18 protein-coding genes and 2 pseudogenes are annotated in these 24,232 nt (G+C 59.7%); 4 read left to right on the plus strand and 16 right to left on the minus strand.

Annotated elements, in window-relative coordinates; all coding sequences use genetic code 11:
* Positions 1 to 5 precede the first annotated feature (5 nt).
* Complete coding sequence (salA, locus tag RGV59_RS20490; protein ID WP_024075419.1) at positions 6 to 1,295, minus strand: salicylate 1-monooxygenase; 1,290 nt, start codon at positions 1,293 to 1,295, stop codon at positions 6 to 8.
* Positions 1,296 to 1,422: 127 nt separating this feature from the next.
* Between salA and RGV59_RS20495 the strand changes: the two genes are divergently transcribed.
* The gene (locus RGV59_RS20495) at positions 1,423 to 2,325 is read left to right on the plus strand and encodes a LysR family transcriptional regulator (RefSeq protein WP_023629248.1); all 903 of its coding nucleotides are present in this window, start codon (positions 1,423 to 1,425) and stop codon (positions 2,323 to 2,325) included.
* A 73-nt stretch (positions 2,326 to 2,398) separates the two neighbouring features.
* Here the strand turns inward: RGV59_RS20495 and RGV59_RS20500 are convergent, their stop codons facing one another.
* Together RGV59_RS20500 and RGV59_RS20505 are read right to left on the minus strand one after the other, a co-directional pair.
* Positions 2,399 to 2,626, minus strand: coding sequence for a DUF2790 domain-containing protein (locus RGV59_RS20500; RefSeq protein WP_023629249.1), 228 nt, complete (start codon positions 2,624 to 2,626; stop codon positions 2,399 to 2,401).
* A 156-nt stretch (positions 2,627 to 2,782) separates the two neighbouring features.
* Positions 2,783 to 3,718 (minus strand): LysR family transcriptional regulator, encoded by a 936-nt coding sequence (locus RGV59_RS20505; RefSeq protein ID WP_023629250.1) that lies wholly within the window; start codon positions 3,716 to 3,718, stop codon positions 2,783 to 2,785.
* A gap of 147 nt (positions 3,719 to 3,865) precedes the next feature.
* Here RGV59_RS20505 and RGV59_RS20510 point away from each other — a divergent pair, with 147 nt between their 5' ends.
* Entirely contained in the window at positions 3,866 to 4,927 is a 1,062-nt protein-coding gene (locus RGV59_RS20510) for an HlyD family secretion protein (protein WP_023663266.1), read from the plus strand.
* A complete protein-coding gene (locus tag RGV59_RS20515) occupies positions 4,917 to 5,993 on the plus strand; it encodes a DUF2955 domain-containing protein (protein WP_078451698.1) in 1,077 nt (358 codons plus the stop codon). The genes RGV59_RS20510 and RGV59_RS20515 overlap by 11 nt, the downstream gene beginning before the upstream one ends.
* Positions 5,994 to 6,215: 222 nt before the next feature.
* On the opposite strand, the gene RGV59_RS20520 is transcribed toward RGV59_RS20515, so the two are convergent.
* From RGV59_RS20520 to glaH, 10 genes and pseudogenes are all read right to left on the minus strand, one after another.
* Positions 6,216 to 7,667, minus strand: a complete 1,452-nt coding sequence (locus RGV59_RS20520) for an aldehyde dehydrogenase (protein ID WP_023630205.1) — start codon at positions 7,665 to 7,667, stop codon at positions 6,216 to 6,218.
* Between the two features lie 368 nt (positions 7,668 to 8,035).
* Positions 8,036 to 8,428: pseudogene (locus RGV59_RS31815) on the minus strand (methyl-accepting chemotaxis protein); the annotation flags it as partial.
* A 539-nt stretch (positions 8,429 to 8,967) separates the two neighbouring features.
* A complete protein-coding gene (locus RGV59_RS20530; RefSeq protein ID WP_024075421.1) occupies positions 8,968 to 9,684 on the minus strand; it encodes an ABC transporter ATP-binding protein in 717 nt (238 codons plus the stop codon).
* On the minus strand, positions 9,684 to 10,442 hold the full coding sequence (locus tag RGV59_RS20535; RefSeq protein WP_023048108.1) for an ABC transporter ATP-binding protein: 759 nt from the start codon (positions 10,440 to 10,442) through the stop codon (positions 9,684 to 9,686). The genes RGV59_RS20530 and RGV59_RS20535 overlap by 1 nt, the downstream gene beginning before the upstream one ends.
* Positions 10,439 to 11,392, minus strand: coding sequence for a branched-chain amino acid ABC transporter permease (locus RGV59_RS20540; protein WP_024075422.1), 954 nt, complete (start codon positions 11,390 to 11,392; stop codon positions 10,439 to 10,441). The genes RGV59_RS20535 and RGV59_RS20540 overlap by 4 nt, the downstream gene beginning before the upstream one ends.
* Positions 11,374 to 11,685: pseudogene (locus RGV59_RS20545) on the minus strand (endonuclease); the annotation flags it as partial. The gene RGV59_RS20540 and the pseudogene RGV59_RS20545, both read right to left, overlap by 19 nt.
* Before the next feature lie 786 nt (positions 11,686 to 12,471).
* Positions 12,472 to 13,923, minus strand: a complete 1,452-nt coding sequence (gene gabD, locus RGV59_RS20550) for an NADP-dependent succinate-semialdehyde dehydrogenase (protein ID WP_024075423.1) — start codon at positions 13,921 to 13,923, stop codon at positions 12,472 to 12,474.
* A 109-nt stretch (positions 13,924 to 14,032) separates the two neighbouring features.
* Entirely contained in the window at positions 14,033 to 15,400 is a 1,368-nt protein-coding gene (locus RGV59_RS20555) for an aspartate aminotransferase family protein (RefSeq protein ID WP_023048105.1), read from the minus strand.
* A gap of 238 nt (positions 15,401 to 15,638) precedes the next feature.
* Complete coding sequence (gene lhgO / locus RGV59_RS20560; protein WP_023048104.1) at positions 15,639 to 16,868, minus strand: L-2-hydroxyglutarate oxidase; 1,230 nt, start codon at positions 16,866 to 16,868, stop codon at positions 15,639 to 15,641.
* An 84-nt stretch (positions 16,869 to 16,952) separates the two neighbouring features.
* Positions 16,953 to 17,930, minus strand: a complete 978-nt coding sequence (gene glaH / locus RGV59_RS20565; protein ID WP_023628647.1) for a glutarate dioxygenase GlaH — start codon at positions 17,928 to 17,930, stop codon at positions 16,953 to 16,955.
* A 192-nt stretch (positions 17,931 to 18,122) separates the two neighbouring features.
* Between glaH and csiR the strand changes: the two genes are divergently transcribed.
* Positions 18,123 to 18,842 carry a DNA-binding transcriptional regulator CsiR gene (csiR, locus tag RGV59_RS20570; protein ID WP_023048102.1) on the plus strand — a complete coding sequence of 240 codons (720 nt, stop codon included), beginning with the start codon at positions 18,123 to 18,125 and terminating at the stop codon, positions 18,840 to 18,842.
* A gap of 377 nt (positions 18,843 to 19,219) precedes the next feature.
* Here the strand turns inward: csiR and RGV59_RS20575 are convergent, their stop codons facing one another.
* The 3 genes from RGV59_RS20575 to RGV59_RS20585 form a co-directional block, all read right to left on the minus strand.
* Complete coding sequence (locus tag RGV59_RS20575) at positions 19,220 to 20,179, minus strand: helix-turn-helix domain-containing protein (protein WP_033902870.1); 960 nt, start codon at positions 20,177 to 20,179, stop codon at positions 19,220 to 19,222.
* A 97-nt stretch (positions 20,180 to 20,276) separates the two neighbouring features.
* Positions 20,277 to 22,367 carry a hydantoinase/oxoprolinase family protein gene (locus tag RGV59_RS20580; protein ID WP_033902869.1) on the minus strand — a complete coding sequence of 697 codons (2,091 nt, stop codon included), beginning with the start codon at positions 22,365 to 22,367 and terminating at the stop codon, positions 20,277 to 20,279.
* A 35-nt stretch (positions 22,368 to 22,402) separates the two neighbouring features.
* A complete protein-coding gene (locus RGV59_RS20585) occupies positions 22,403 to 24,148 on the minus strand; it encodes a hydantoinase B/oxoprolinase family protein (protein WP_033902868.1) in 1,746 nt (581 codons plus the stop codon).
* Between the last annotated feature and the right edge of the window lie 84 nt (positions 24,149 to 24,232).

Here is a 24,232-nt window from a genome sequence, read left to right on the forward strand (position 1 = left end):
CGCAACTAGGCGCAGTGGCTCAGGGCTGTCCAACCTAGTCGAGCGCGGGCATCTCGCACGTCAGCGTCGAGGTCGTGGTTCCACAACCAGTCGAAGCGGCTAGCCAAGGTAGCTCCCAGCGCCTGTTTGTCATCACCCACTGCCGGGTCACGCAGTTCGTAAAGTTCACCGGCTTCCCAGGAGGTACGCTGCACGCGGCAGGCACGCGGGCGGCGCAAGGCGTCGTAGGCAGCCAGCAACTCATCGAGGTTGCCGCGACTCACCTGAACATCTCCCAGCAGGCGGGCGAGGAAGTAGGCGTCCTCGAGCCCCTGCCCTGCCCCGGCGCCCTGGTGCGGCAGCATCGCGTGGGCGGCATCGCCGATCAGCGCCACACGGCCGTGGACATAACCAGGTAGCTCGGCGAGGTCGTGCAGAGCCCAGTAGGTTGGCGAGGGAATGCACTCCAGCAGGATTCGCGCAGCATCGCCCCAGCCGACGAAGGCGTCGAGCATCTCACGCTGGCTGGCCTGACGAACCCAGGGCGAATTCTCGGGCCAGGTGGGCGCGGGCTGACTGCGGTCAGATACGAAGGCCACCACGTTGATGATGCGCCCCCGCTTAACCGGAAAGGTAAGGATGTGGCCATCCAGGCCCAGGTACATCTGCGGCACGTCCACCAAGTGCTCGTCAACGCCAGCGGCACGGTAGGCCTCGCGCAGGTGCAGGCTATCGATCATGCCACGGTAGGCGCAGGTACCACTGAAGCGCGGCACGGCGGGCGGGGCCCCGATACCCTCGAGGACATGGCCACGAATAGCCGATTTGATGCCATCGGCGGCGATCAGCAAGTCACCGCGATATTCACTACCGTCGGTAAAGCGCACACAGGCCTCATCGCCGTGCTGCTCCACGCCCACGGCGCGCTTATTGAATCGGGCAATGCCCTCCGGCAGTCGGCTGGCGAGCACGTCGAGGAAATCCGCCCGGTGCACCGAAGACTGCCCCACGCCAGGAGCCACGCTCGCGCCAATGTAACCGGCGTCGACGCTGCGGCGCCATTCGAACCACACGTCCTGCCAGGGCTCGGGGGTGCGATCGGCAACCTGGGCGTAAGGCTCTGCAATGCCGAGACCGGCAATGGCTCGCACCGCGTTAGCACCGAAGGAAACGCCCGCTCCCACCTCACCGAAGGCCGGTGCGGATTCGAAGAGCTGGACGTCGAGATGGGAATGGCGGCACAGATCCAGTGCCAGGGCGACGCCGGAAATACCGCCGCCGATGATGCCGATACGCAGGGCAGGCTTGGTGATCATGTTTGTACCCATGATGTTGTTGTTGGAGTGAAGTCATCATGGGCGCACGAGAAATATTGATAAATACCGCAGCCTGCATACAAACTATTTCAAACCTGAATATTCCTACCAACCTATGAGGCAGACCATGGACCTGCGCGACCTGGATCTGAACCTGCTAGTGGTGTTCAACCAGTTGCTGATCGACCGCCGCGTCTCCACCGCCGCGGAAAGCCTGGGTCTGACCCAGCCCACCGTGAGCAACGCCCTCAGGCGCCTGCGTACAGCCCTGCAGGACGACCTGTTCGTGCGTACCTATCAGGGTATGGAGCCTACCCCCTACGCCCAGCAACTTGCTGAGCCAGTGTCGCTGGCCATCCATACCCTGCGCGAGGCGCTGAGTCGCCAAGACAGTTTCGACCCGCTAACCAGCGAACGCACCTTCACCATCGCGATGACCGATATCGGTGAAATCTACTTCACCCCGCGCCTGATGGATGCCCTCTCCCGCCTGGCACCAGGCTGCCGCATCAGTACCGTGCGCAACACCTCCGTATCCCTGATCGAGGCGCTGCAGAGCGGCACCGTCGACCTCGCCGTAGGCCTGCTGCCACACCTGCAGGCAGGCTTCTTCACTCGCCGTCTGTTCCATCATCGTTACGTATGCATGTGTCGCAAGGACCACCCCGTCACCAGCGAGCCGCTCACGCTGGAGCGCTTCTGCGCTCACGGTCATGTGCGGGTCATCGCCGCCACCACCGGCCACGGCGAAGTGGACGCACACATGGCGCGTCTGGGGATAGAGCGGGACATCCGTCTCGAAGTGCCGCACTTCGTCGCTGTGGGCCATATTCTCCAGCGCACCGATCTGCTGGCCACGGTACCCGAGCGCTTTGCCGAGTGCTGCGTCCAGCCCTTCGGTTTGGTGGCCCTGCCCCACCCCGTGCAGCTACCGGAAATCGATATCAACCTGTTCTGGCACGCCAAGTATCACCGAGACTCCGCCAACCGCTGGCTCAGGCAACTGATGTTCGAGCTATTTGCGGACTGACGGCGCCCGAAGTGCCTGACAGCCCATTGCCTGCCATGAGGGATCGGGCTGACTGCCGAGTCCTGCGACGGACTCAATACACGCAGCTCTCGCCCTGGCGCAGATACACCAGGGTATGGATCTCGCCGTGTGAATCCTCATAGACCATGGTCGCCTCGCCCACCTCACAGCCCTGAGGCATCTCGATCGAAATGACCCTGGCGACATCCATGGCCTGGCCATAATGGTATGGCTGCGCATCGTCGGCGACTGCCCACTGAGCGACAAGTGTCACGCCGATCATCCAGTATCTTGCTTTCATGCTGCACCTCGTAATGACTCGATGAGCATCAGCTTAAGGAGTGGTTCCGGCAAGAAACAGCGAACTCCAGGCAAGGTAGTTTTGCCTTTAGCGTAATAATCGAAGAGCGCTAAGCGACAGGGCATCAACCCTGGCCACACCGGTTTGCTCCCAGGGTCACGCCCAATAGGTGGGGTTTTCCACCAGGGTTCGATTACCGCGGAATACCAGGGGTAATTGCTCCTTGAGGAACTCCACCCAGGTTCTCACCTTGGCATCGAGAAAGCGCCGCGACGGGTACAGCGCATAGATACCCCGCTCGTGCAGGCGATGTTCGGCCAGCAGGCGTACCAGTCGGCCCTGTGCGAAGGCCTTGGCCGCTATCAGGTCCGGCAGTACGCAAATACCCATACCCTCTCCTGCCGCCTGGGCCATCGCCTCGGCGACGTTGACCTGAAATGTTTCTCCCAGACGGATCGCCCGCTCGACGCCGTTGTCGGTAAAGGTCCAGCTGTCGCCAAAAACCGGGTCGAGCAGGCGCAGGCAGCGATGCTGGCTCAGCTCGTCGAGAGTCATCGGAATACCGTGCTGCCCCAGGTAGCTCGGCGCCGCACAGACCACGCTGTAGGTAGTGCCGAGCAGTTGAGCGACCAGTTCGGAGTCGGGCAACTCCCGGGCCAGAGTAATGACCACATCCTGCCCCTCCTCGAGCAGGTCAGGGTGGCGCTGGGAGAGCGTCAGCTCAAGGTTCACTTCCGGGTAGAGCTCGCTATAGCGGGCGGCCAAGGGTGCAAGTAGATGGGTGCCCAAACCGGTGATCGCGTGCACCCGCAGGCGCCCCCTGGGCATCAGGTAGGCACCACCGGCCTCGGCGCCAGCGTCTTCCAGCTCGCTGAGAATATGCCGACAGCGCTCCAGGTAACGGCTGCCTACCTCGGTCAGCCCCAGCCGGCGGGTGGTACGTTGCAGTAGGCGTGCCTGCAGATGACTTTCGAGTTCGGACACCTGCCGCGACACCTGCGCGGTGGACAAGCCCAGCGTCTGTGCAGCAGCCGTGAAGGTGCCCGCGTCCACCACGCGAGTAAACACCCGCATTGCCTGAAAAACATCCATCTGACTGTTACCTATTTAGTAAGTGTTCTTTGCATAAGACGGCTATTTTTGCATGAAAGCATGGGAAATATACTGCCGCCTTCGCGGGCCGGCCCGGACTTTCCAGCGTGCGCCCGTCCCCCGACGCTTTGCTTAACCGAGGTATTCATGACTCCCGATCAACGATTTGCCCGCTGGGTTCAAATCGCTATCTCGGCCCTAGCCTGTTGCTTCATCTACTTCCTAACCGCCGACCTGAGCATGCCGTTGACACCACAGGCGCAGTTGACCCGACCGGTACTGAAGGTCGCGCCGCGGGTCGCAGGCCAGGTCAGTGAGCTGGCGGTGAGCAATAACCAGTACGTACAACCTGGCCAGTTACTGTTTCGCCTCGATCCGCAGCCATTCGAGCTGGAGGTGCAGCGGGCCGAGTTGGCGCTCGAACAGGCACACCAGGACAACACTGAACTCGATGCCCTGCTGGCCGCCGCCCGTGCCGAGGTCAGCGCGGCCCAAGCCAAGTCGAACGAGTCGGGCGCTCAGGCCCTACGCCTGTCGCGCCTGCTCGAACGCCAGCATGTCTCGCGCCAGGCCTACGATGCGGCCGAAGCGCAGCATCTGATGGCCCAGGCCCAACTGCGTACGGCGCAGGCCAGAGTCCGTGAACTGCAGGCCCGTCGCGGCGGCGCCGACGGTGCCAATCTACGGCTACGCCAAGCCCGCAATGCACTGCTCCGGGCGCACCTGCAGCGGGACTACAGCGAGGTTCGCGCCGAACGTGGCGGCGTGCTCAGCAACCTGCAGCTCACCCCCGGCACCTTCGTCGCGGCAGGAACGCCGGTGGCCGCTCTGGTCGAGGACCGCCTGGACATCATCGCCGACTTCCGCGAGAAGTCCCTGCGCTACATCGGCGTCGACACCCCAGCCGTGGTCGTATTCGACGCCCGTCCAGGCGAGCTGTTCAGCGCCCGGGTCAGTCATTTCGACGCCGGAGTCCGGGAAGGCCAGATCGATGCCAACGGCGAGCTGGCAACGCCCGCGCAATCCGAGCGCTGGGTTCGCGACGCGCAACGACAACGCGTGCACCTGGCACTCGATGAAGAGCTGCCGTTCCTGCTGCCCACCGGGGCTAAGGCCACGGTTCAGCTGAAGCCCTTCGACAACCCGCTGGTGAACCTCGCCGCTACGCTGCAGATCCGCCTGATCAGTTGGTTGCACTATGTCTACTGAACCCTCCGCGGCGGCACACACACTTGCCGAAAGGGCCACAGCGCCCCGTTTGTCACTGGGCAAGAACGACCTGCGCCAGTGTCTGCGCATCGCCACTGGCGGCAGTCTGGCCTTTGTCCTGTGCAAGCTGTTCGACCTGCAGTACGGTGCCTTCTTCTGCGTCTATCCGATGCTACTGCTCGGCCTGGTGCCGCGCCTGACTGCCCACCTGATGCGCCAGTTCTTCACCCAGGGACTGGTCGTCAGCCTGGAGGTCGCGTTGCTCTACGGTCTGTTCGGCGGCCGACCGCTGCTGATGATTCCGCTGGTGTTCTTGCTGTTTCTCTACCGTTTCGCGCTGATGGCCAGCGGCCCGAACTTCCTGTTCGGCGCCCTCGGCGCAGTATTTCTGTCGATCCAGCTGAACTTCGCCAGCTACCCGCACACCGACGTCATCGCCATGCTTGGGAGCAATGGCCTGGCCATCGTGCTGGCCGCAGCGATCGCCGTGCTGATGTTCTACCTGTTTCCCGACTGCGAGCCGCGCCCCGCACGCACGCCGCCGCCCAAAGACCGCGCCAGTCGGCGCCACGAGGCACTGCTCGGGGCAACGGTGGCGACGCTGTCGTTCAGCGTATTCCAGTGCCTGGATCTGCAGGACTCGCTGTCGGCTCAGGTCGCCAGCATCCTGCTGTTGTTTCCCATGCACTGGAACGGCTCACGCTTCGCCGGCCGTACCCGTGCGCATGGCACCCTGCTCGGCTGCGTGATTGCCCTGCTGATCATGCTGCTGCTCTATGATCACCACGACCTACTGCCGCTGGTCGCCCTGCTGCTATGGATCGCCGCCATGGTCTGCGCGCGCTGGCACATGCTGGAAAAGGGGGTGCCCGGCGTCGGCTTCGGCGCTTTGACCACCCTGGCCATCCTGTTCGGCCAGTCGCTTACGCCCAGCCACGACATCATATTTGCGACCCTCTACCGGCTGAGTTCGGTGTGTGTCTCGGTGCTGTTGACCCTGTTCGTCGTGTTCATGGTGCACCGCTTGCTCAACCGCTTTGTCACTACTCGCCACAGCAGCCATTGAAGCCAACAGCTGCGGCCACGGCGATTGTCAGATCAGCGCGCGTTTTTCCTGCTCGTACACAAAGCCGGCGACCGCGCACCGCTACAATTTGTTATCACGCGTGCAACACTTTCGCGGCAAGACGCGCTTGGCCGTGGATCCGAGCGTTTTACGATCATCTGGGAGAAATGATGCGAACGCGCGTGAACCGGCGAATCCACTTGCTCCGCCGGCCCCGAAACATCAGAAGGGATAAGGCTGATCAGATGGCTCAACAGTGACCCACTTGATTTCTGTGAACTCGTCAATCACAGCGCTTCCATCGAAACGGCCGTATCCACTCTGCTTCATACCACCATAGGGGGCCTGCGCTTCGTTTTGTACGGTGGCGCCGTTGATGTGGACACAACCTGCATCCAACCGACTTGCCAGCTCAAGCGCTTTGGAGACATTGGCGCTGAAAATTGCAGATGAGAGGCCATAAGCCGTGTCATTGGCCACTTCCAACGCCTCCTCTGCCCCGTCGACACGAACGATCGTGGTAATAGGACCAAAGGTTTCCTCGTCGTAGATTTCCATGTCCTTGGTCACGCGGTCGACTAGCGTGGGCTGCATCAAGGCACTGTCGGCGATACCGCCCGCGGCGATGACAGCCCCTTTGCCGAGCGCATCTTCGATCAGATGGTTGATCCGCTTTACCGAGCCCTGGGCGATGACCGGTCCGACTACGCAGGTCGGAGATGCGGTGGGGTCGCCAAGCTCCAGTTTGCCGATTCGCTCGGAAAACTTACTCACGAATTCGTCGGCAACACGCTGATCGACCACGAAACGCTCGGTCGACATGCAGATTTGCCCTTGATACAGGAACGAGCCGAATACTGCGGCATTCACTGCGCCGTCGATATCGGCATCCTCCAGCACTACGAAAGGAGCCTTGCCACCCAACTCCAACAAACAGCGCTTGAGATGGGACGCACAGGTTTCGGCGATCATGCGGCCGACCTTGGTGGAGCCCGTGAAGTTGACCCGGCGCACGGTATCGTGGGCCACCAACGCTTCGGTGACAGCCGATGCGTCTTCGGGCGCGGTAATCAGGAAATTGAGCACACCCGCCGGCAGGCCTGCCTCAATGAAGGCATCGGCCACAAGGGCATGAGTGCGAGGACTGTTTTCCGAGCCTTTGAAGATCACGGTATTGCCGCACGCCAGCGGATACGCGATAGCGCGAGCCCCCAGGATCACCGGCCCATTCCACGGCACAATGCTCAGCACGGTGCCCACCGGCTGGCGAAGCGTCAACGAGAAAGCGCCAAGCTTATCGGTTGGAATCGTCTCACCCTTGATTTGAGTAGTGAGCGCTGCAGCCTCGCGCAGCAGATTCGCCGATGCACCTACGTTGAACTGCGCCCAGAGCTGCGATGCGCCAATTTCCTCAGCCATGATCCGGCAGAATTCCGACATCTTGGCCTCGAGGACATCCGCTGCTGCGAGCAGGAGACGACGCCGCTCGGTCGGTCCGGTCTTGGACCATTTGCGGAATGCTCGCTCGGATGAGGCCGCGAGCCGTTTTGCGTCTTCCAGGGTGCAGGCAGCCGCAGTGCTGACCAGTTTGGCGGACACAGGGTCAAGCCGTTGGATCGTCTTGCCTCCGGTAGCGTCCAGCTTGATATTGTCGATTACCAGTTGTGCACTCATTTCTAGACCTTTTAGACAGTAGGAAAATTGTGTGACGCGACCGCATTCAGTCGGCAGCTCCGGGCATACGCAGAATGGGACTGCGCTGCGCAGCTGCGTCAGTGATTGCGCGACTACGCGTAGCCGGATCTGCTACCCGGCTATTGAAGATGGGCGTTGTGCCCACCCTGCGAGCCAACTCCAGGCGAGAAGGCATCACGTCCACGGCAATGGCGGAGTCATGCGGCCAGGGCCGCTTTCCAGCCTAAACGGCTGTAGGCCAAGTTCAGGTCTTGCTGCAGATCGTGATTCCACAGCCAGTCGAATCGGCTGACGAAGACTGCGTCACAACGATGGGGTCGCAAGGTGCCCACTTCAGCGATAGCCCGCTAACCCAGCAGCTCGACCATGTCCTGGGTCAAGGTGCGCTGCTCATTCAGGCGCCGAACGATGCGCTCGACCGTCTCCAGCCGCACCGCGGCGCCGGCACGCATCTCTGCCATGGCGCCCAGGGCCGCGGCGGACTTCTCCAGGCCGGTGCTGGTGGACTGGCCGATGTGTTCGACTCCCGTCCGCGCCTCCTGCGCCGACTTCTGCAGGCTGCCGGCGATCTGCTGGATCTCGCCGCTGGACTCGTTGGCGCGCTGGGCCAGGTGACGCACTTCGTCGGCGACTACGGCGAAGCCGCGGCCATGCTCACCGGCGCGGGCCGCCTCGATGGCCGCGTTGAGCGCCAGCAGGTTGGTCTGCTTGGCGATGTCCTGGATGCTGCCGACGATGGCGCCGATGCGCATCGACTGTTGCGACAGTTCGTCGAATACCTGATCGATGGTGCCCATGTAGCCGGCCAGCTCGCGGATCGCCGCCTCGCAGGCCTGGATGCTGGCGGCGCTGAACTGCACCTTTTCTCCGCCCGCGCGCGCCAGTTCAGTGGCGAAGAGCATGTCCTGCTCGGTGCGCAGGATGCTCTCGAGCAACTTCGCCAGGGGTGCGCGTAGCGGCAGGCCAGGGTCGGAAGGCGGCTCGGGAGCAGGCGCCGCCAGCAGCACCGGCGGTTCAGGCTCAGGCGCCGGTGGCGGCGCTGGCGCTGGCGCTGGTGGCGGCAACTCGACCAGGATCGGCGGCAACCTGTGGTAGAGCAGGCCGGCCAGGGCGACGCCGGCCAGCGCCAGGGCCGCCAGTGGGCCGTGCAGGCCGCTGTCCAACAGCAGCAGGCCGGCTGCGGCCAGCGCCGCCGTCGCTTGCAGCAACGCCGCCAGCGGCTTCTGCCAGTTTCGGGCAGGGGCGTCGGTCTTCTCGTTCATCGTCAGTCTCCCCGGCGTCACAGGCCAATATGTTCCTGGAGGATCTGCGGCTGGCACTTCAGCTCGACGCTGGGCCCGTCGAACACCACCCGTCCCTTGACCATGATCATGCTGCGGTCGGTCAGGTCGAGCAGCACGTTGACGTTCTTGTCCACCACCAGAGTGGCGATACCGCTGGCCTTGATCAGGCGGATCACGTCCCAGATCTCCTTGCGGATCAAGGGCGCCAGGCCCTCGGTGGCCTCGTCGAGGATCATCAGTTCGGGGTTGGTCAGCAACGCGCGGCCGATGGCGACCATCTGCTGCTCGCCGCCGGAAAGGTTGCCGCTCAGGTGGGAGAAGCGCTCGGCCAGGCGCGGGAAGGTCGCCAGCACCCGCTCCAGGTTCCAGTCGCGGCGCCCGTCCAGGCCCGGGCGGGCGGCCATGATCAGGCTCTCGCGCACGCTCAGGTTGGGGAACATGCCGCGGCCCTCTGGCACATAGCCGATACCGCGGCGGATGATCTGGTGGGTGGCGCGGCCGCTGCAGCGCTCGCCGCGGATCAGCACCTCGCCGCGGCGCGCCGGCGTCAGGCCGAGCAACGAGCGAATGGTGGTGCTCTTGCCCATGCCGTTGCGGCCCATCAGCGCCAGGGTCTCGCCCGGCTGGATCTGCAGGTCGACGCCATGCAGCACATGACTGTTGCCGTAATAGGTGTGCAGGCCGGTGGCCTGCACCAGGGCTTGTGCGCTCATCAGAATTGCTCCTCGCCGTCGCCCAGATAGGCCTGCTGTACCGCCGGATCGTTGCGCACCTGGTCCAGCGGGCCACTGGCCAGCAGCTCGCCGTTGACCATCACGGTGAGACGGTGGGCGATGCTGAACACCGCATCCATGTCGTGCTCGACCAGGACCATGGCGTACTGCTGCGACAGTCTGGCGAGCAGTTCGACCACCCGCGCCGATTCGTCCTTGCCCATGCCGGCCATGGGTTCGTCGAGCAGCAGGAAGCTCGGCTCGGTGGCCAGTACCATGCCGATCTCCAGTTGGCGTTGCTCGCCATAACTCAGGGCATCGGCCAGGGTGTCGCGGTGGGCGGCCAGGCCGCAAAGCTCCAGCGCCCGTTCGGCGCGCTCGCGTACCTCGACATAGGCCTCGCAGCGGCGGAAGAAACGAAAGGAGTTCTTCAGCCGCGACTGCGCCGCCAGCCAGCAGTTTTCCAGGCAGGTGAAGCTGGGAAAGATGTTGGTGCGCTGGAAGCTGCGGCCGATGCCCAGGTGCGACACCCGGTTGGGCGCCAAGCCGGTGATGTCGCGGCCGTGAAAGAGGATCTGCCCGGCGCTGGGCTGAAGATGGCCGGACAGCAGATTGACCATGGTGCTCTTGCCGGCGCCGTTGGGGCCGATGATCGCGTGTACCTCGCAGGGCGCCACGCTCAGGGAAATGTCGTTGACCGCACGCAGGCCGCCGAAGGCCTTGCTCAGTCCGCGGGTTTCTAGAACATGGGCGGTCATACGCCGGCCTCCTTCTTCATCGCGTCGGGGGTGGATACCGTACTTGCGTCGCAGGCCGTGGCTGTGCGCCGGTCGCAGAGCTGCAGCAGCAACCCGGCGAGACCGCGCGGCAGCAACAGAACCATGGCGATGACCACCAGCCCCATGGGCAGCTCCCAGTGCGGGGTCAGGCCGGCGAACAGATGGTGCAGGCCCTCGAAGGCGAAGGCGCCGAAGATGGCGCCGAACAGGCTGCCCATGCCACCGAGGATGACCATCACCAGGGCGTGGGCCGAGAGCTGCCAGCCGACCTGGTCGGGGCTGACGAAACCGTATTGGGTGGCCGAGAGCATGCCGGCGTAGCCGGCGATGGTGCCGGCAATGACGAAGGCCGCCAGCTTGTAGAACAGCGGGTTGTAGCCCATGGAACGGACCCGTTCCTCGTTGTGCTTGATGCCCAGCAGCACCCGGCCGAACGGCGCGCGCAGGAAGGTGCGCAGCAGCAGATAGACCAGCACCAGGGAGCCGAGCACCAGGTAGAACAGGCTGCGCGGGTTCTCCAGGTCGAGCAGATGCACCCCGGCGATGGCCACCTCGGGCTTGAGGAACAGGTAGATGCCGTCCGAGCCGCCGGCGAAGGCCGAGTCGTGGAACAGGTAATAGAGCATCTGCGAGAAGGCGATGGTCGCCATGATGAAGAAGATGCCCGAGGTGCGGATGATCAGCAGGCCCATCAGCAGCGCAGCTGCGGCGCTGACGCCCAGGCACAGCAGCAGCGCCAGCCAGAAGTTCACCGCCTCGAACTCCGGGGCGAACAACACCAGGCTGTAGCCGGCGATGCCGAAGAAGGCCGCCTGGGCCAGGCTGACCATGCCGGTCACGCCCACCAACAGGTCGAGGCTGAGAGCGACCAGGGCGAGAATCATGATGTGGGTCAGTTGCTGCAGGTGGAAGGATACTGTCGATCCCAAGCCATAAGCAATTGCTGTTGCTGTTGCTGTTGCTGTTGCTGACAGGACATGGACATGCCATAGCGATCCTACGTGTAGAAGGTCGGGCAAGCGACCAAGCCTTTCACTTCATCACGCGGCACTGCTGCTCGCCCTACGAAATCAATGCGGGTACTACACGTTCCGTAATAAGGGACTGTGGCACCATGCCATAAAGGAAGTTGCTTCGCCTCACCGACTGACGGATAGCGGTTGGTCAGGTCAACTTTCATGGCACGGAAGACGGGGTCACCAGCTACGCAGTTCTTACGACCTTATGTGCCTCTGCTTGAAGATTTCTGCCAGTGGCTATTACGACTGGAGGGATCGTGATCCAAGCCCCGAATGCTCGCCTGATTGCGACCGAGCGAATTCAATGATGGTAAGTACGCCAACGGCCTGCTTTGCCAACTGCCCTACCCGACCGATGACACGCGTTTGATCATTGCAGCGGCACAGGAGGGAATCAAAAGGCTGTAACGAGAGGGTTTCAGCTATGCCAAAGCCCAAGTGTTGCTGCTAGACCTGTGTAAGCGTGATGAGTACACACAGGATCTATTCGCACAGGAACAGCCAGCTCGAACAGAAAAGCTAATGAGCACATTGGATGCAATCAACGGTCGCTGGGGCGCCTTAAATCATCGCACCAAACCATCTTAGAGAGAGTTCACCGTCGCCCCTAACATGGCATAGGTGATGGATATCACCTTTATCCATACCAGCAGGACTGGCTGTGAAGGCAGCATTACTTCGCCTAATCTAGCGCGGCGGGATTAAAAAGGCGCAGAGCCTAGGTGTAGGACTCCGCGCAACGCTCAATCGTTAGAAATGTTAGGCACCTAGCTCGAACAGGGGGCGCTGTCGACGCGGATACAGGCCTCCAGACTCTGGTTGCGCGGCAACAGCCGTGAGAAGTAGACGGTGACGTAGAAATAGCCCGCGTCAATCTTTGTCTGCGCCACAACCGATGTAGCATGCCCGGGTTTTATAGACCGGGCCAAGATTAATGATGCTCGCCAAGTGGGGCCTGAGCGAGAATCACGTGCCTATTCGCCGGGCTCTTAGATACCACCCAGGCAGAGGTACTTGATCTCCAGGTAATCCTCAATGCCGTACTTGGATCCTTCGCGACCCAGGCCGGATGCCTTGATACCACCGAAAGGCGCAACTTCATTGGAGATCAGCCCAGTATTGACGCCGACCATACCGTATTCTAGGGCTTCGGCCACACGGAACACGCGCCCCATATCGCGGGCATAGAAGTACGAGGCCAGGCCGAACTCGGTGTCATTGGACATCGCGATCACGTCGGCCTCGTCCTTAAAACGGAACAGCGGCGCCAGCGGACCGAAGGTTTCTTCCTTGGCTACGGCGGCGTTATTCGGTACGTCAATGAGGATGCTCGGCTCGAAGAAAGTGCCACCGAGGGCGTGCGGCTTACCACCAGCGAGTAGCTTGGCACCCTTGCTAATGGCGTCGGCAATGTGCTCCTGGACCTTGGCCACCGCCTTGGCATCGATCAGAGGGCCGGTGGTGATACCTTCGTCCAAACCGTTACCAATCTGCAACTTAGCTACCGCGATTTTCAGCTTCTCGGCGAAGGCATCGTATACGCCGTCTTGGATATACAGGCGGTTGGCGCACACGCAGGTCTGGCCATTGTTGCGGTATTTGGAGATCAGTGCGCCTTCCACTGCCTTATCAAGGTCGGCATCATCGAATACGATGAACGGCGCGTTTCCGCCCAGTTCTAGCGACACCTTTTTAATGTCCTTGGCACATTCGGCCATTAGCTGGCGACCAATTTCGGTGGAGCCAGTAAAGCTCAACTTGCGCACGATCGGGTTGCTAGTCAGTTCGCTGCCGACTTCGCCAGCACTGCCAGTGATTACACTGAACACGCCTTTGGGGATCCCGGCACGCTCGGCCAGCACTGCCAACGCCAGCGCCGAATAAGGCGTTTGCGACGCTGGCTTGAGCACCATGGTACAACCGGCGGCCAGGGCCGGGCCGGCTTTACGGGTGATCATGGCTGCCGGGAAGTTCCAGGGTGTAATCGCTGCCGTTACGCCGATGGGCTGTTTGATCACGATCAGGCGTTTGTCCGGTTGGTGGCCGGGAATTACGTCGCCATACACGCGCTTGGCTTCTTCGGCGAACCACTCAAGGAAGGACGCCGCGAAAGCAATTTCGCCCTTGGCTTCGGCAAGTGGCTTACCTTGCTCCATGGTCATGAGACGACCCAGGTCGTCCTGGTTTTCAATCATCAGTTCAAACCAGCGGCGCAGTTTGTTGGCGCGGTCTTTAGCTGTCAGTGCACGCCAGGCTGGCAGGGCATGATCTGCTGCTTCGATGGCTCGACGGGTTTCCGCTGCCCCCATCTTCGGCACACTACCCATAACTTCGTTGGTGGCCGGATTGGTGACCTGAATGGTCTGGCCGCTGTCCGCGTCCAACCAGGTTCCGTCGATATAAGCCTGTTGGCGGAACAATTGGGTATCTTTGAGTTGCATGGCGTGCTCCTTCGCAGACTGCATTCAGTGCTGCTCAGCTATTTTCCAAGCTATGAATTTAAGCCGAGGAGAGCCACATAAAAGCAATTCTCTCCTCCCCCGGATTGATCTAACCAACCCACTGAGTGGTGTCGTCCAGCGCCCTGGCAAAGCGCTCTACAATCATTCCGACTTCCTGTTCGTTGACGATTAACGGCGGGCAGAAGGCCACGGCATCACCCATGGCGCGAGTAATCATGCCGTGTTCCTGGGCTCTGCCGGCCATGTAGCGTCCGAGGGTGCCTAGCGCCTGATACGGCGCCTTGCTCACGCGATCGCCAACTAGTTCTACCGCAGCGATCAGTCCACAACCGCGAATTTCGCCCACCAAGGGATGATCGATGAAATGCTGTAGGCCGCTGCGCAACAACTGGCCCATTTGCGCCGCATGCTCGACCAGGCTCTCCTCTTCAATAATCTTCAGGTTCTCCAAGGCCACGGCAGTAGCTACCGGATGACCGCTGCCGGTGAACCCATGCCCAAGCGCGCCAAGCGCTTGGCTCTGATCAGCGATGCCCTCAAATACTGGGGCATTGATCAGAATCGCCGCTATCGGCTGATAAGAAGATGACAGTTGCTTGGATAACACCATGATGTCCGGCTGGATACCAAAGGTCTGGCTGCCAAACATCTGCCCGGTACGCCCAAATCCACAGATTACCTCATCGGCGATAACCAGGATGTCGTACTTACGGCAAACTTTCTGGATCTTCTCCCAGTAGGTACGAGGCGGCACTATGACACCGCCAGCGCCCATCAATGGCTCGCCAATGAACGCTGCGATAGTCTCCGGGCCTTCGGCGAGAATCTTCTGCTCGAGCTCGACGGCAAGGCGGTCAGCGAAATGCTCTTCACTTTCACCGGCAAGGGCGAAACGATAATGGTGCGGGCAGCCGACATGCAGGAAGCCTGGAAGCGGCAGGTCGAAACCGCGCTGGTTGCCTGGAAGGCCAGTCAAGCTTGCGCTGGCGACGGTGATGCCGTGGTAGCCGTTGACCCGACTGATGAACTTCTTCTTGGCTGGTTTGCCTAGAGCGTTATTGAGGTACCAGACCATCTTCACTACAGTATCGTTAGCCTCGGAACCGGAGTTGGTGAAGAACACCTTACTCATAGGCACCGGCGCCATCTCGATCAGCTTTTCGGCTAACTCGATACTCGGGCGATGCGATTTGTGACTGAACAGGTGATAAAACGGCAGGGTGTTGAATTGCTGCTCAGCTGCCTTGATCAGACGTTGATTGCTAAAGCCAAGCGCGGCGCTCCACAACCCAGCCATCGCCTCGATATAACCCTTGCCCTGATCGTCATAAACATAGATACCCTCCCCGCGCTCGATGATCAGCGGGCCAAGCTCCTGATGAAGGCGAGCATTGGTGTAGGGGTGCAGTTGATACTGAATGTCTTTTTCTGGCAGCGAGGATACTGACTGGTTCATGGGGCGCTCTCAATATGACTAACAAGCATGGTTTCTGGGAGTAGCCTTATAAGTAGGCATCCGGCTTTTGATCACAATCACACACTTCAATTCGGTAACGAGTTCAGTAACGATGACTTGGCTCGGGGACGTTAAGTGCACTAGCCGATAGCCTATTAGACTGAGCCGGTGCGGGGCTTGTCGTCTTGCGCACAGTCTTGTTCGTTCCAGTGCACTGCCGAATTCGCCCCGCACTGCCTCATGCGGGATGTTGGTTTTTTACAAACCTGGGTAGCCCCTGCAGCTGTGCATCAATCTGCTTGATGATGTAGGCGCCTATGGGAATTGCAGAGGTAGCCGCCGGCGATGGTGCATTGCAGACGTTGACGCTACGGCGGGTATTGCGGAACAGGAAGTCCTCGATCAACTTGCCGTCCGCTGAAACCGCTTGGGCGCGGACGCCGGCCGGGTAAGGCTTGAGATCCTGCAGCGTTAAGCTGGGGCAGTACTTGCGTACTTGCTGTAGATAACCACGCTTGAACAGCGAGTTTTTCATCTCGATCAGGCCGGGCCGCAGATTGTCCTTGAGCACTTTAAGAATGCCCGGATTGGTGAGCATTGCGAACGTGTCGGACAAAGATATGTCACGCTTGCGATAGCCCTCACGCTTGAGTGCCAGCACAGCATTGGGACCGACTGTCACACTGCCGTCGATCATTCGCGTCAGGTGCACGCCGAGGAACGGCATGGAGGGATCGGGAATCGGGTAGATCAGGTGATTGACGATCCGGTTGTGCTGCTCAGGCAGCAAATAGTATTCGCCACGGAACGGGCAAATGCTAAAGCCAGGATCTAAGCCCAGTAGACATACAATGCGGTCGGCCATCAGACCCGAGCAGGTCACCAAAAAGCGTGCAATGACTTCTTCATGCTGGGTTTTAACCCGCATCTCCGTGGCGCGCTCTTCCAGGCCGATGACTTCGCTGTCGTAGCGAATCTCGCCACCGTGCCTCTGGAACTCGCGAGCCATGGCAGCGGTGACCTCGGCATAGTTAACGATACCACTGGAGGGCACGAAGATCCCGCCGATTCCGGTGATGTTCGGTTCGCGTTCCTTCAGTTGCTCCGCAGACAGCCACTCGCGCTCCAGACCATTGGCTGCAGTGCGCTCCCAAAGCGCGCGCATGCGCTGCATTTCCACCTCATTGGTGGCGACCAGCAACTTACCGCACTCATCGTAGATAATGCCGTGCTCGTTACAGAACGATTTGGTAGCACGGTTGCCTTCCAGGCAGAACTTCGCCTTCAAGCTACCCGGCGTGTAGTAGACGCCGGCGTGGATGACCCCGCTATTGTGCCCCGTCTGATGCTTAGCTGGCCCGGACTCTTTCTCGAGCAACAAGATTTTCGACTCTGGGTAGGCCTTGATTAATTGCATGGCAGTCGACATGCCGATAATGCCGCCCCCGATGATCACAAAATCGTACACCGCTATCACCTCTACTCGATCTGTTTTGCCCCGTGGACAAACGACAAGGGCTAAACCGCGCAGCCCCTGTTCAATTAATGGCAATTATTGGCCTTGCTGATGGCCGAGTTTGGGGTAACTGAAGTAACCGCGCTGGCGCATCAGTTCACGGCGCAGCCCAGGGTGAGGGGTGAAACGATCGCGGCCATGCAGCCAATACAGGTTATTAATCAGCAGGAAGCAGCCAACTGGCACCGGCACGGAAAGCTTCTGTTTACTGCCCTCCAGGGAGATAGACAGGTCGGTCAGCCAGTTGCCCTCGTCGAAGTCTTTGGGCTGAACAAATTGATCGATATAGCGAATAGTCGGCCGCCCTTCGGCGTCGACATCAAAGATCGAATGGAACACGTCCGTATCGACCCTTTTACTCGGCGGCGCGGTCCAGCGCATGACGCGCCGTGCTAGCGGATGATGGAAGAAAGCATGGCGATCCTCCCAGTCGTCCAGATGCAGGATCAGCGAGTTGCCACCTTCGATATTCTGCTCATCGATCTTCATCATCAGCACGTAGTCGGTGATCTGATCGACGAAAGTACCATCGTTGTGCAACTCCATTACCCGGTGAGGTTGGCGCAGGTAGCTGTCCGAATTATCGACGTTCTCGACCACGAAGCGTGCGTAGAACTGGCCGCTCATCGCATCAAAGTTCGACCGCCCCAGCAGGTGGGCCACAGCAGTCGAGAATTTGACCATATCATCAGCTTGTGCCACATCATTCAGGGCCTCCTGCTTGATTAACAGCCCTCCGGTGGCACGATCCATTAGGGCGTTGAGTAGCACCGGGCGCAGGCTGTTACCGCAGAGATCGTCAAGAATTTTGGCGAAGCGAAATCGCAAGAAGGACTTGTATTCCAGCGCCTGCACCGGCCACTCGGCCACTGCTACACAGAAAGCCTCTATCGTCGCCTTAGTGAAGGTCAGCTCGAACAAACGGGGCGACTGAGCGGAGGGTGAAAGAGAAAACCCCTTAACGGCGGTCGGTAGCGGCATCACAAGATCTTTGAGCTGGGTAAAGGCATTCATGGCAGAGTCCTGACGAAAAAATTGTCTGTACGCCGCCCCGAGATTTACCAGAACAGCCGGACTAAAAATATAGCTATTTTATAAAAATGTCTACGCTTTTATAAAATAGCGACACTCGGCAACTGCATCTCCACTTAGTAAATATTTCTGCAGTTGCGTATGATGGATAAAACCCGTTGAGGAGCATGGTTTATGGATACGCTCGCCCCCCGCCAAAACTCAGCAGTCAGCGGCTATGAGTGGCTCAAGCGGGACATAATTCAGGGCATGTTCAAGCCCGGAGAAAAACTGCGAATGACTGCGCTTAAGGAGCGCTACGACCTAGGCGTAGGCCCTCTGCGTGAAGCGCTATCGCATCTGATTGCGGAAAATCTGGTAGTAGCTATCAGTCAGCGTGGCTACCGCGTCGCTCCTATGTCGCTGAGCGAAATGCAGGACATCTATGACGCACGGGCCAATCTCGAAGCGCTGGTACTTAAGCTCGCCATCGAACGCGGCGATGACGCCTGGGAGGCCCAGGTGTTGGCCTATTCGCATACATTGGCCAAGGTAATGGAGGTCAAGACCCAGGAGCAGATGCTGGAAATATGGGATGCCCGACACAAGGCCTTCCATACAGCTATAGCCTCCGGCTGTGGGTCTAGACACCTGCTGCAGGCGCGCGCCTATCTGTTCGATCAGGCCGAGCGCTATCGCCAGCTGTGGCTGCGGCGCACGGTGCTATCCGAGGAGGCCTTGTCCCTGAAACGTCAAGAGCACAGCGAACTGGTAGAAGCTATCCTTGCCCGTGACGCAACGCGAGCAAGCGCCATGATGCAGGCTCATCTGATGACACCAGTACCGATCATCGAAGGGATCATGCGCAACAGCAACCTGAGAGCATCCCAGTCCGCCCCTGAAATCATGGGATAGTTACCGTGTCTCGCCCTTAGAGGGGGTGCCTGCGGAATTTCAGCATGTTTTTTGCAGGACAGACCTGAAGCAATTACTACCCAACACCATAGCTTTGCACCTAGCATGGTTCCGTCTTACGCTTGTGAAGCCTGCGCCGCTCTCAGCCCGCTCGCGTGAACCTAAAACAATAAGCTTGGCTTGATCAGCAACACCAGCTACGCATGAGTTTGCCAATGCAGACGACAAAGGCTTACCCAAGTTAGCGCCCGTATGGAATATCAGACGCCGATATATAACTGGTACTCCCGCAACGGTGAAAAGGCGTGGAGCCTTTATGGGGAGCTACGCCGAGTGACTTCTAATCCCCCAGAGCACATTGACAATAAAGTAACCGGCTACGGCTTTAACGAAACGGCTCGGGCTTCACTGGCAGTACAACTAAAGTGCTGGCGAAAATGCCGGGAAAATTGTGCCTGATCACTGAACCCCCAACGATATGCCAGCTCACCGATTGATAGGTGGCAGTGGGGATCACGTAGGCGTTGATATACAGCCTCCAATCGTTTCAGGCGAATCCATTCACCGAGACTGTAGGGCGTACTGAAAAATAATTTATGCAAATAGCGAACCGATAAGCCGCAGGCCTGAGCAATATGCTGCGGGTTTAGTTCAGCTGAACACAAGTTTCGGTCGATGTAGTGCTCGATACGCTGCAAATGCAGGGCAGCTAGACTCGAACTCTCACTATTAAGGACGCGCTCATCTTGGCGCAGAGCCATTAACAACGTCGAAAGCACCTGTTCCAGCAGCATATGACGGGCATCCGCATCGCATTCGTCGAAGCGCGCGGCACACATCGCCAGTTGATCAACAAAAATTCGTCCCAATCCACGCCGAGCCTCGAAACAGAAACGGGTGTAGCGCTCGGCTCCACGTATCTGTCCATGTAGCGCGCGCTCAGGCAGCTTGAATACCCAAAGGTCGTTGTCGCAGGAGTAGTGAAAACGATAAGGCGCATCGCCTCGCTCGAAGATGAACCCACCTGGCTTACAATGGAGCTCACGACCGTCTTGCTCGAAGTGTACTTCGGTAAGGCGCGGCACTGTTACAAGGTAACAGGGTTCAGTATCTTCGCTAACCTGGCTCTCGCTGCGCGAATAGCCTAGCTGACTGGAGCGCAGGCGCGATAACGCCAACGGCGTACTGCCCGTTTTCCAAATTTTCAGGCTGCCTTGGAAAATGGCGCTGGAATTGAACTCCAACGACAATGGAAAATATGTATTGCCGATGGCTTCGGCCCAACGCGATTGCCTTTCTCCCTCAGGCCAATACCGCGTAGACAATTGATCTGTCATGAAAGGTCCTCAATTTGTAGTTATTATGAGGGCGGCACCAACGGTGAATGCCGTCGGTGCCGTTGTTACACAATCCTTTGTTAAAAATCCCTGACGGTCAATGACCGGGAGTCAGTTCATATGTGGCCGAGGGATCCAGACTGACCCGCCAGCCCGGTGGAACAACGATGTTTGTGGTCGCTTCCTCAATCACACAGGGACCTTGAATAATCTGCCCTACTTCTATGCGGTCGCCGTTGTACACAGGCGTGTCCTGCCAATCGTCTTGCGCATTGAACAGCATCGGACGATGACCAGCCGGAATCGCGGCCGTTGCCTTGAGCGGGGTTGCAAGTTCAGGCATTGGTGGACGCTGTAACCGCGCGATCACCGAGCACTCTAGATTAACTAGTTCGACCGGGCTGTTAGGCTCACTGAAGGAAAACAGCGCCTTGTGCCGCTGGTGGAAGGATTCGCGCAGGGCCGCCAGGCTGCTACGGTCGAGCCGGTCGCAGCTCAGTTCGACGCTGCACTCGTGGATCTGTCCGAGGTAACGAATCTCCAGGCTGTACTGGCATTCAATACGATTGTCACCACCGAAACCATCGTCTCGCAGGTTCGTCATACCACGCTCGCGTAACTGCTGCAGGGCCTGGTTTAGTTGCTCCAAATCGACGAACTCGTCATCCAAACGCATCGGCAAAGTAGTCAGCTGATCATAGCGGATGTCAGAGAGAATCTGGCCGAAGGCGCACAGCCCCGAAGCCACCTTGGGAATCAGCACAACCTTGCTGCCGATTTCCTCAGCTAGTCGCATCACGTGCATGCCCGCTGCACCACCGGCACCGATCAGGGCGAAGTCACGGGGATCATAACCACGCTCAATGGACACGCGGCGGATACCACTAACCATGCTCAGGTTAACCAGGGTAATGATACCGACGGCCGCGCGCTCGACACTGATACCCAGCGGTTCGGCAATTTTACTGCGGATCGCATCGATCGCGGCTTGTCGATTTAGACGGATGCTGCCACCGAGCAGTGCACCATCAGCCAGATAACCGAGCGCCAGGTTAGCATCGGTTACAGTCGGCTCGACCCCACCCTTTCCATAACACACAGGCCCGGGGTTAGCCCCGGCACTGCGTGGACCGACCTGGAGCATGCCGAAGTCGTCAAGGTGGGCGATCGAGCCACCGCCGGCGCCAAGGGATTCCACCTGAATCATTGGCACGCCGATACGGTAACGGAGGAAGTCGCTGTCTTTGCTGAAGTTGGTGCGACCGCCTTTGCTAAGAGTGATGTCGAACGAGGTACCACCCATATCGACGGTGATTACGTTGTCGATACCGAATGGCTGGGCCACGCACAAGCCGGCTTGCGGGGCAGATGCCGGACCGGAGTTGATCGCGTTGACCGCCCGCTCACGCATTACCACGCCAGGAGCCAGACCTCCGTTGGACTGGAAATAGCGGGTAGGCTGCTGCGCGCCCAGCTCCTCGAACAGCGCGTCGATGCGTTCGATATAACGACCCATCACTGGGCTAAGGTAGGCGTTGACCACGGTTGTCGAGGTGCGTGTGTATTCGCGAATCTGCGGGAACACCTCGTGGCCGCTGCAGACAAATACGTCAGGTAAAGCCGCACGCACCATAGCCATAGCGCGCTGCTCGTGACTAGGGTTGCGCACCGACCAGACGAAGGAGATCGCCACCGCCTGCACCTGTTGTTCGCGGAAGTAGTCGATGGCGGCATGAATCGCCGCCTCGTCTAGCGGGCTGAACTCGCTGCCGTCACTGATAATACGCCCGCCGATTGGACGGCGCAGGTGGCGCGGCACTAACATATGCGCCGGTGGATAAGTGGCGTCATAGCGATGGCCATCTTCTTTGTGGCCAAGGCGAATTTCCAGGCTGTCTTCATGGCCATCGGTACACAGCAGGCCCACCTTGACCCCGGTCTTTTCGATCAGTGCGTTGAGCGCCACAGTCGTCCCGTTGATGCACAGATCGCAGTCGGCAATGATCTCGGCTGGTGTACGGCCGAGGGCATCGGCGATTTGCGCCAGACCGTTGCGTATGGCCAGGGTGCCGTCATGTGGGGTGGACGGCGCCTTGAACAACTGCACGTTGCCCTGATGGTCGGCGAGGATGAAATCAGTGAAGGTGCCGCCGGCATCGATGCCCAGGCGATATTGTTGTTTGCTCATTTTCGAATTCTCTGCATTGCTCAAAGGGGCTGTGCTCAGTGCGCGGCTCGGTGTGCGTGGGTTGCGGCTTCATCGAGTTGGCCGTTGCCGTCAATCACTACGCCGTATTCAAGGCGCGCGCCGTCAATCGAGACCAAGCCGTTGCGCACATCGGCTAGAACCGTGGCCAGCGGACGACGTAGTGGGTCGCCATAGCCACCACCGCCCGGGTTGACGTTGATTACGCGCTCACCTGGTTGTGCGGTCAGCAGAGTGTTCTGGATGTAATGGTCTTCCTCACCGTCGACATGTCTATGGATCAAGCGGCCGAGCTTGGGCTCGAGCAGAACATTCTTCGCCCCTGCCGCACCGGCGGTAGGCAGCTGCCGGCCCTCACCGAAACCGACCACGGTCATGGCGTGCTTCAGCGGCTCGAGCTCCAGGCGAGTACCAGAGCCACCGCGGAATTCACCGGCGCCACCACTGTCGGTCATCAGGCTGTAGCGGTGTATCAGTACCGGATAGGAGTACTCAAGCAGTTCGATATCGCCGGACGTCAGCGCGCCGAAGCAGCACAGCGGGCCGCAAGCAGGCCAACCATCCATAGCCTTGTTAGCGCCAGCGCCGGAGATGACCGAGGCCAGCACCATGGTCACATATTCATCGTTGTTGTTGCGTGGGTCGTGCCCAGCGATATTGATCCCGCTGGCATGCCCCCAGGAGGCGGTCACACGCTCCGGAGCCGCCTGTTCAAGGGCCAGACGCACGGCATCGGCGAGGGTTTCCATCGGAGTAGTGGTGCAGTTGACGTGCGGTGCCGGCTCCTGGGCGTTGCACAGAGTACCGGACGGGCCAAGGTCTACACTCACGCAGCGATAGAGGCCTTCATTGTAGGGCGGTGGCACCTGGGCGAACATCATCAGTCCGAGGTAAACCCCGGAGATCGAATTGCCCGCGTAGGAGTTGATGAAGTAAGGCACCTGCGGCGGGCTCTCTATCAGAACGTGCGCCTCGTCGCCGCGAATTTCCACCTGGGCAGTGATCGACAATTCTCCCAGACCATGACCGGAGTCTTCGAGAATGGCAGTGCCGCTGTAGAAACCGTCTGGCACATCACGCAACAATGCGCGCATATGACGGTCTGCCATATCTTTCAGCTCGGTAATGCACGCTCGGACCTGGTCGACGCCATAGCGATCGAGCAACTCGATCAGGTGACGCTCGCCCACGCTGCAAGCACCGTACTGGGCATTCAGATCGCCTTCTTGATAGGCGCGGGCGCGCATGTTGGTCAGCAGCAGGTTGATTACGTCTTCCCGGCGCTGGCCCTGGGCCCACAACTTGACAGGCGGGATGCGCAGGCCCTCTGCGTAGATTTCTTTTGCGTCCGGGTTGTAGCCGGCCGGTACCGGGCCGCCAATATCGGTCAGGTGGCCCTTGCAGACCGTCCAGAACACCAGCTCGCCCTTATAGAACACCGGTTTGTACATGCAGCAGTCGAGGATATGACTGCCCATGTAGGCTGGATCGTTATGATAAATAACATCGCCCTCGGCAATCTCATCACCGAAGAAGCCAGCAACGCATTTCATCGCTGGGATAAGCGAACCGAGATGAATAGGAAGGTCCTGGCCTTGCAGGATCATTTCCGGGAGGTGATCGAAGAGTGCGTTGGAATAGTCGTGGGCGAGGTTGAACACGCTCGAGCGACTGGTCTTTTCCAGCGTCAGGGTCATTTCTCGCTGGGCTGTTTCGAGCGCACCGCGCACGACTGCCAGGGTGATCGGGTCTACTATGTTCATGGGTCACCACAAATCTTGTTTTTGTCTGGGGAGGCGTGACGGATGTCTTGCCCACATCGCTAAGCTACGCGCGGGCCTAGCGGC

It is taken from the genome of Pseudomonas sp. FG1 (assembly GCF_034313875.1).
GTDB lineage: Bacteria > Pseudomonadota > Gammaproteobacteria > Pseudomonadales > Pseudomonadaceae > Aquipseudomonas > Aquipseudomonas veronii.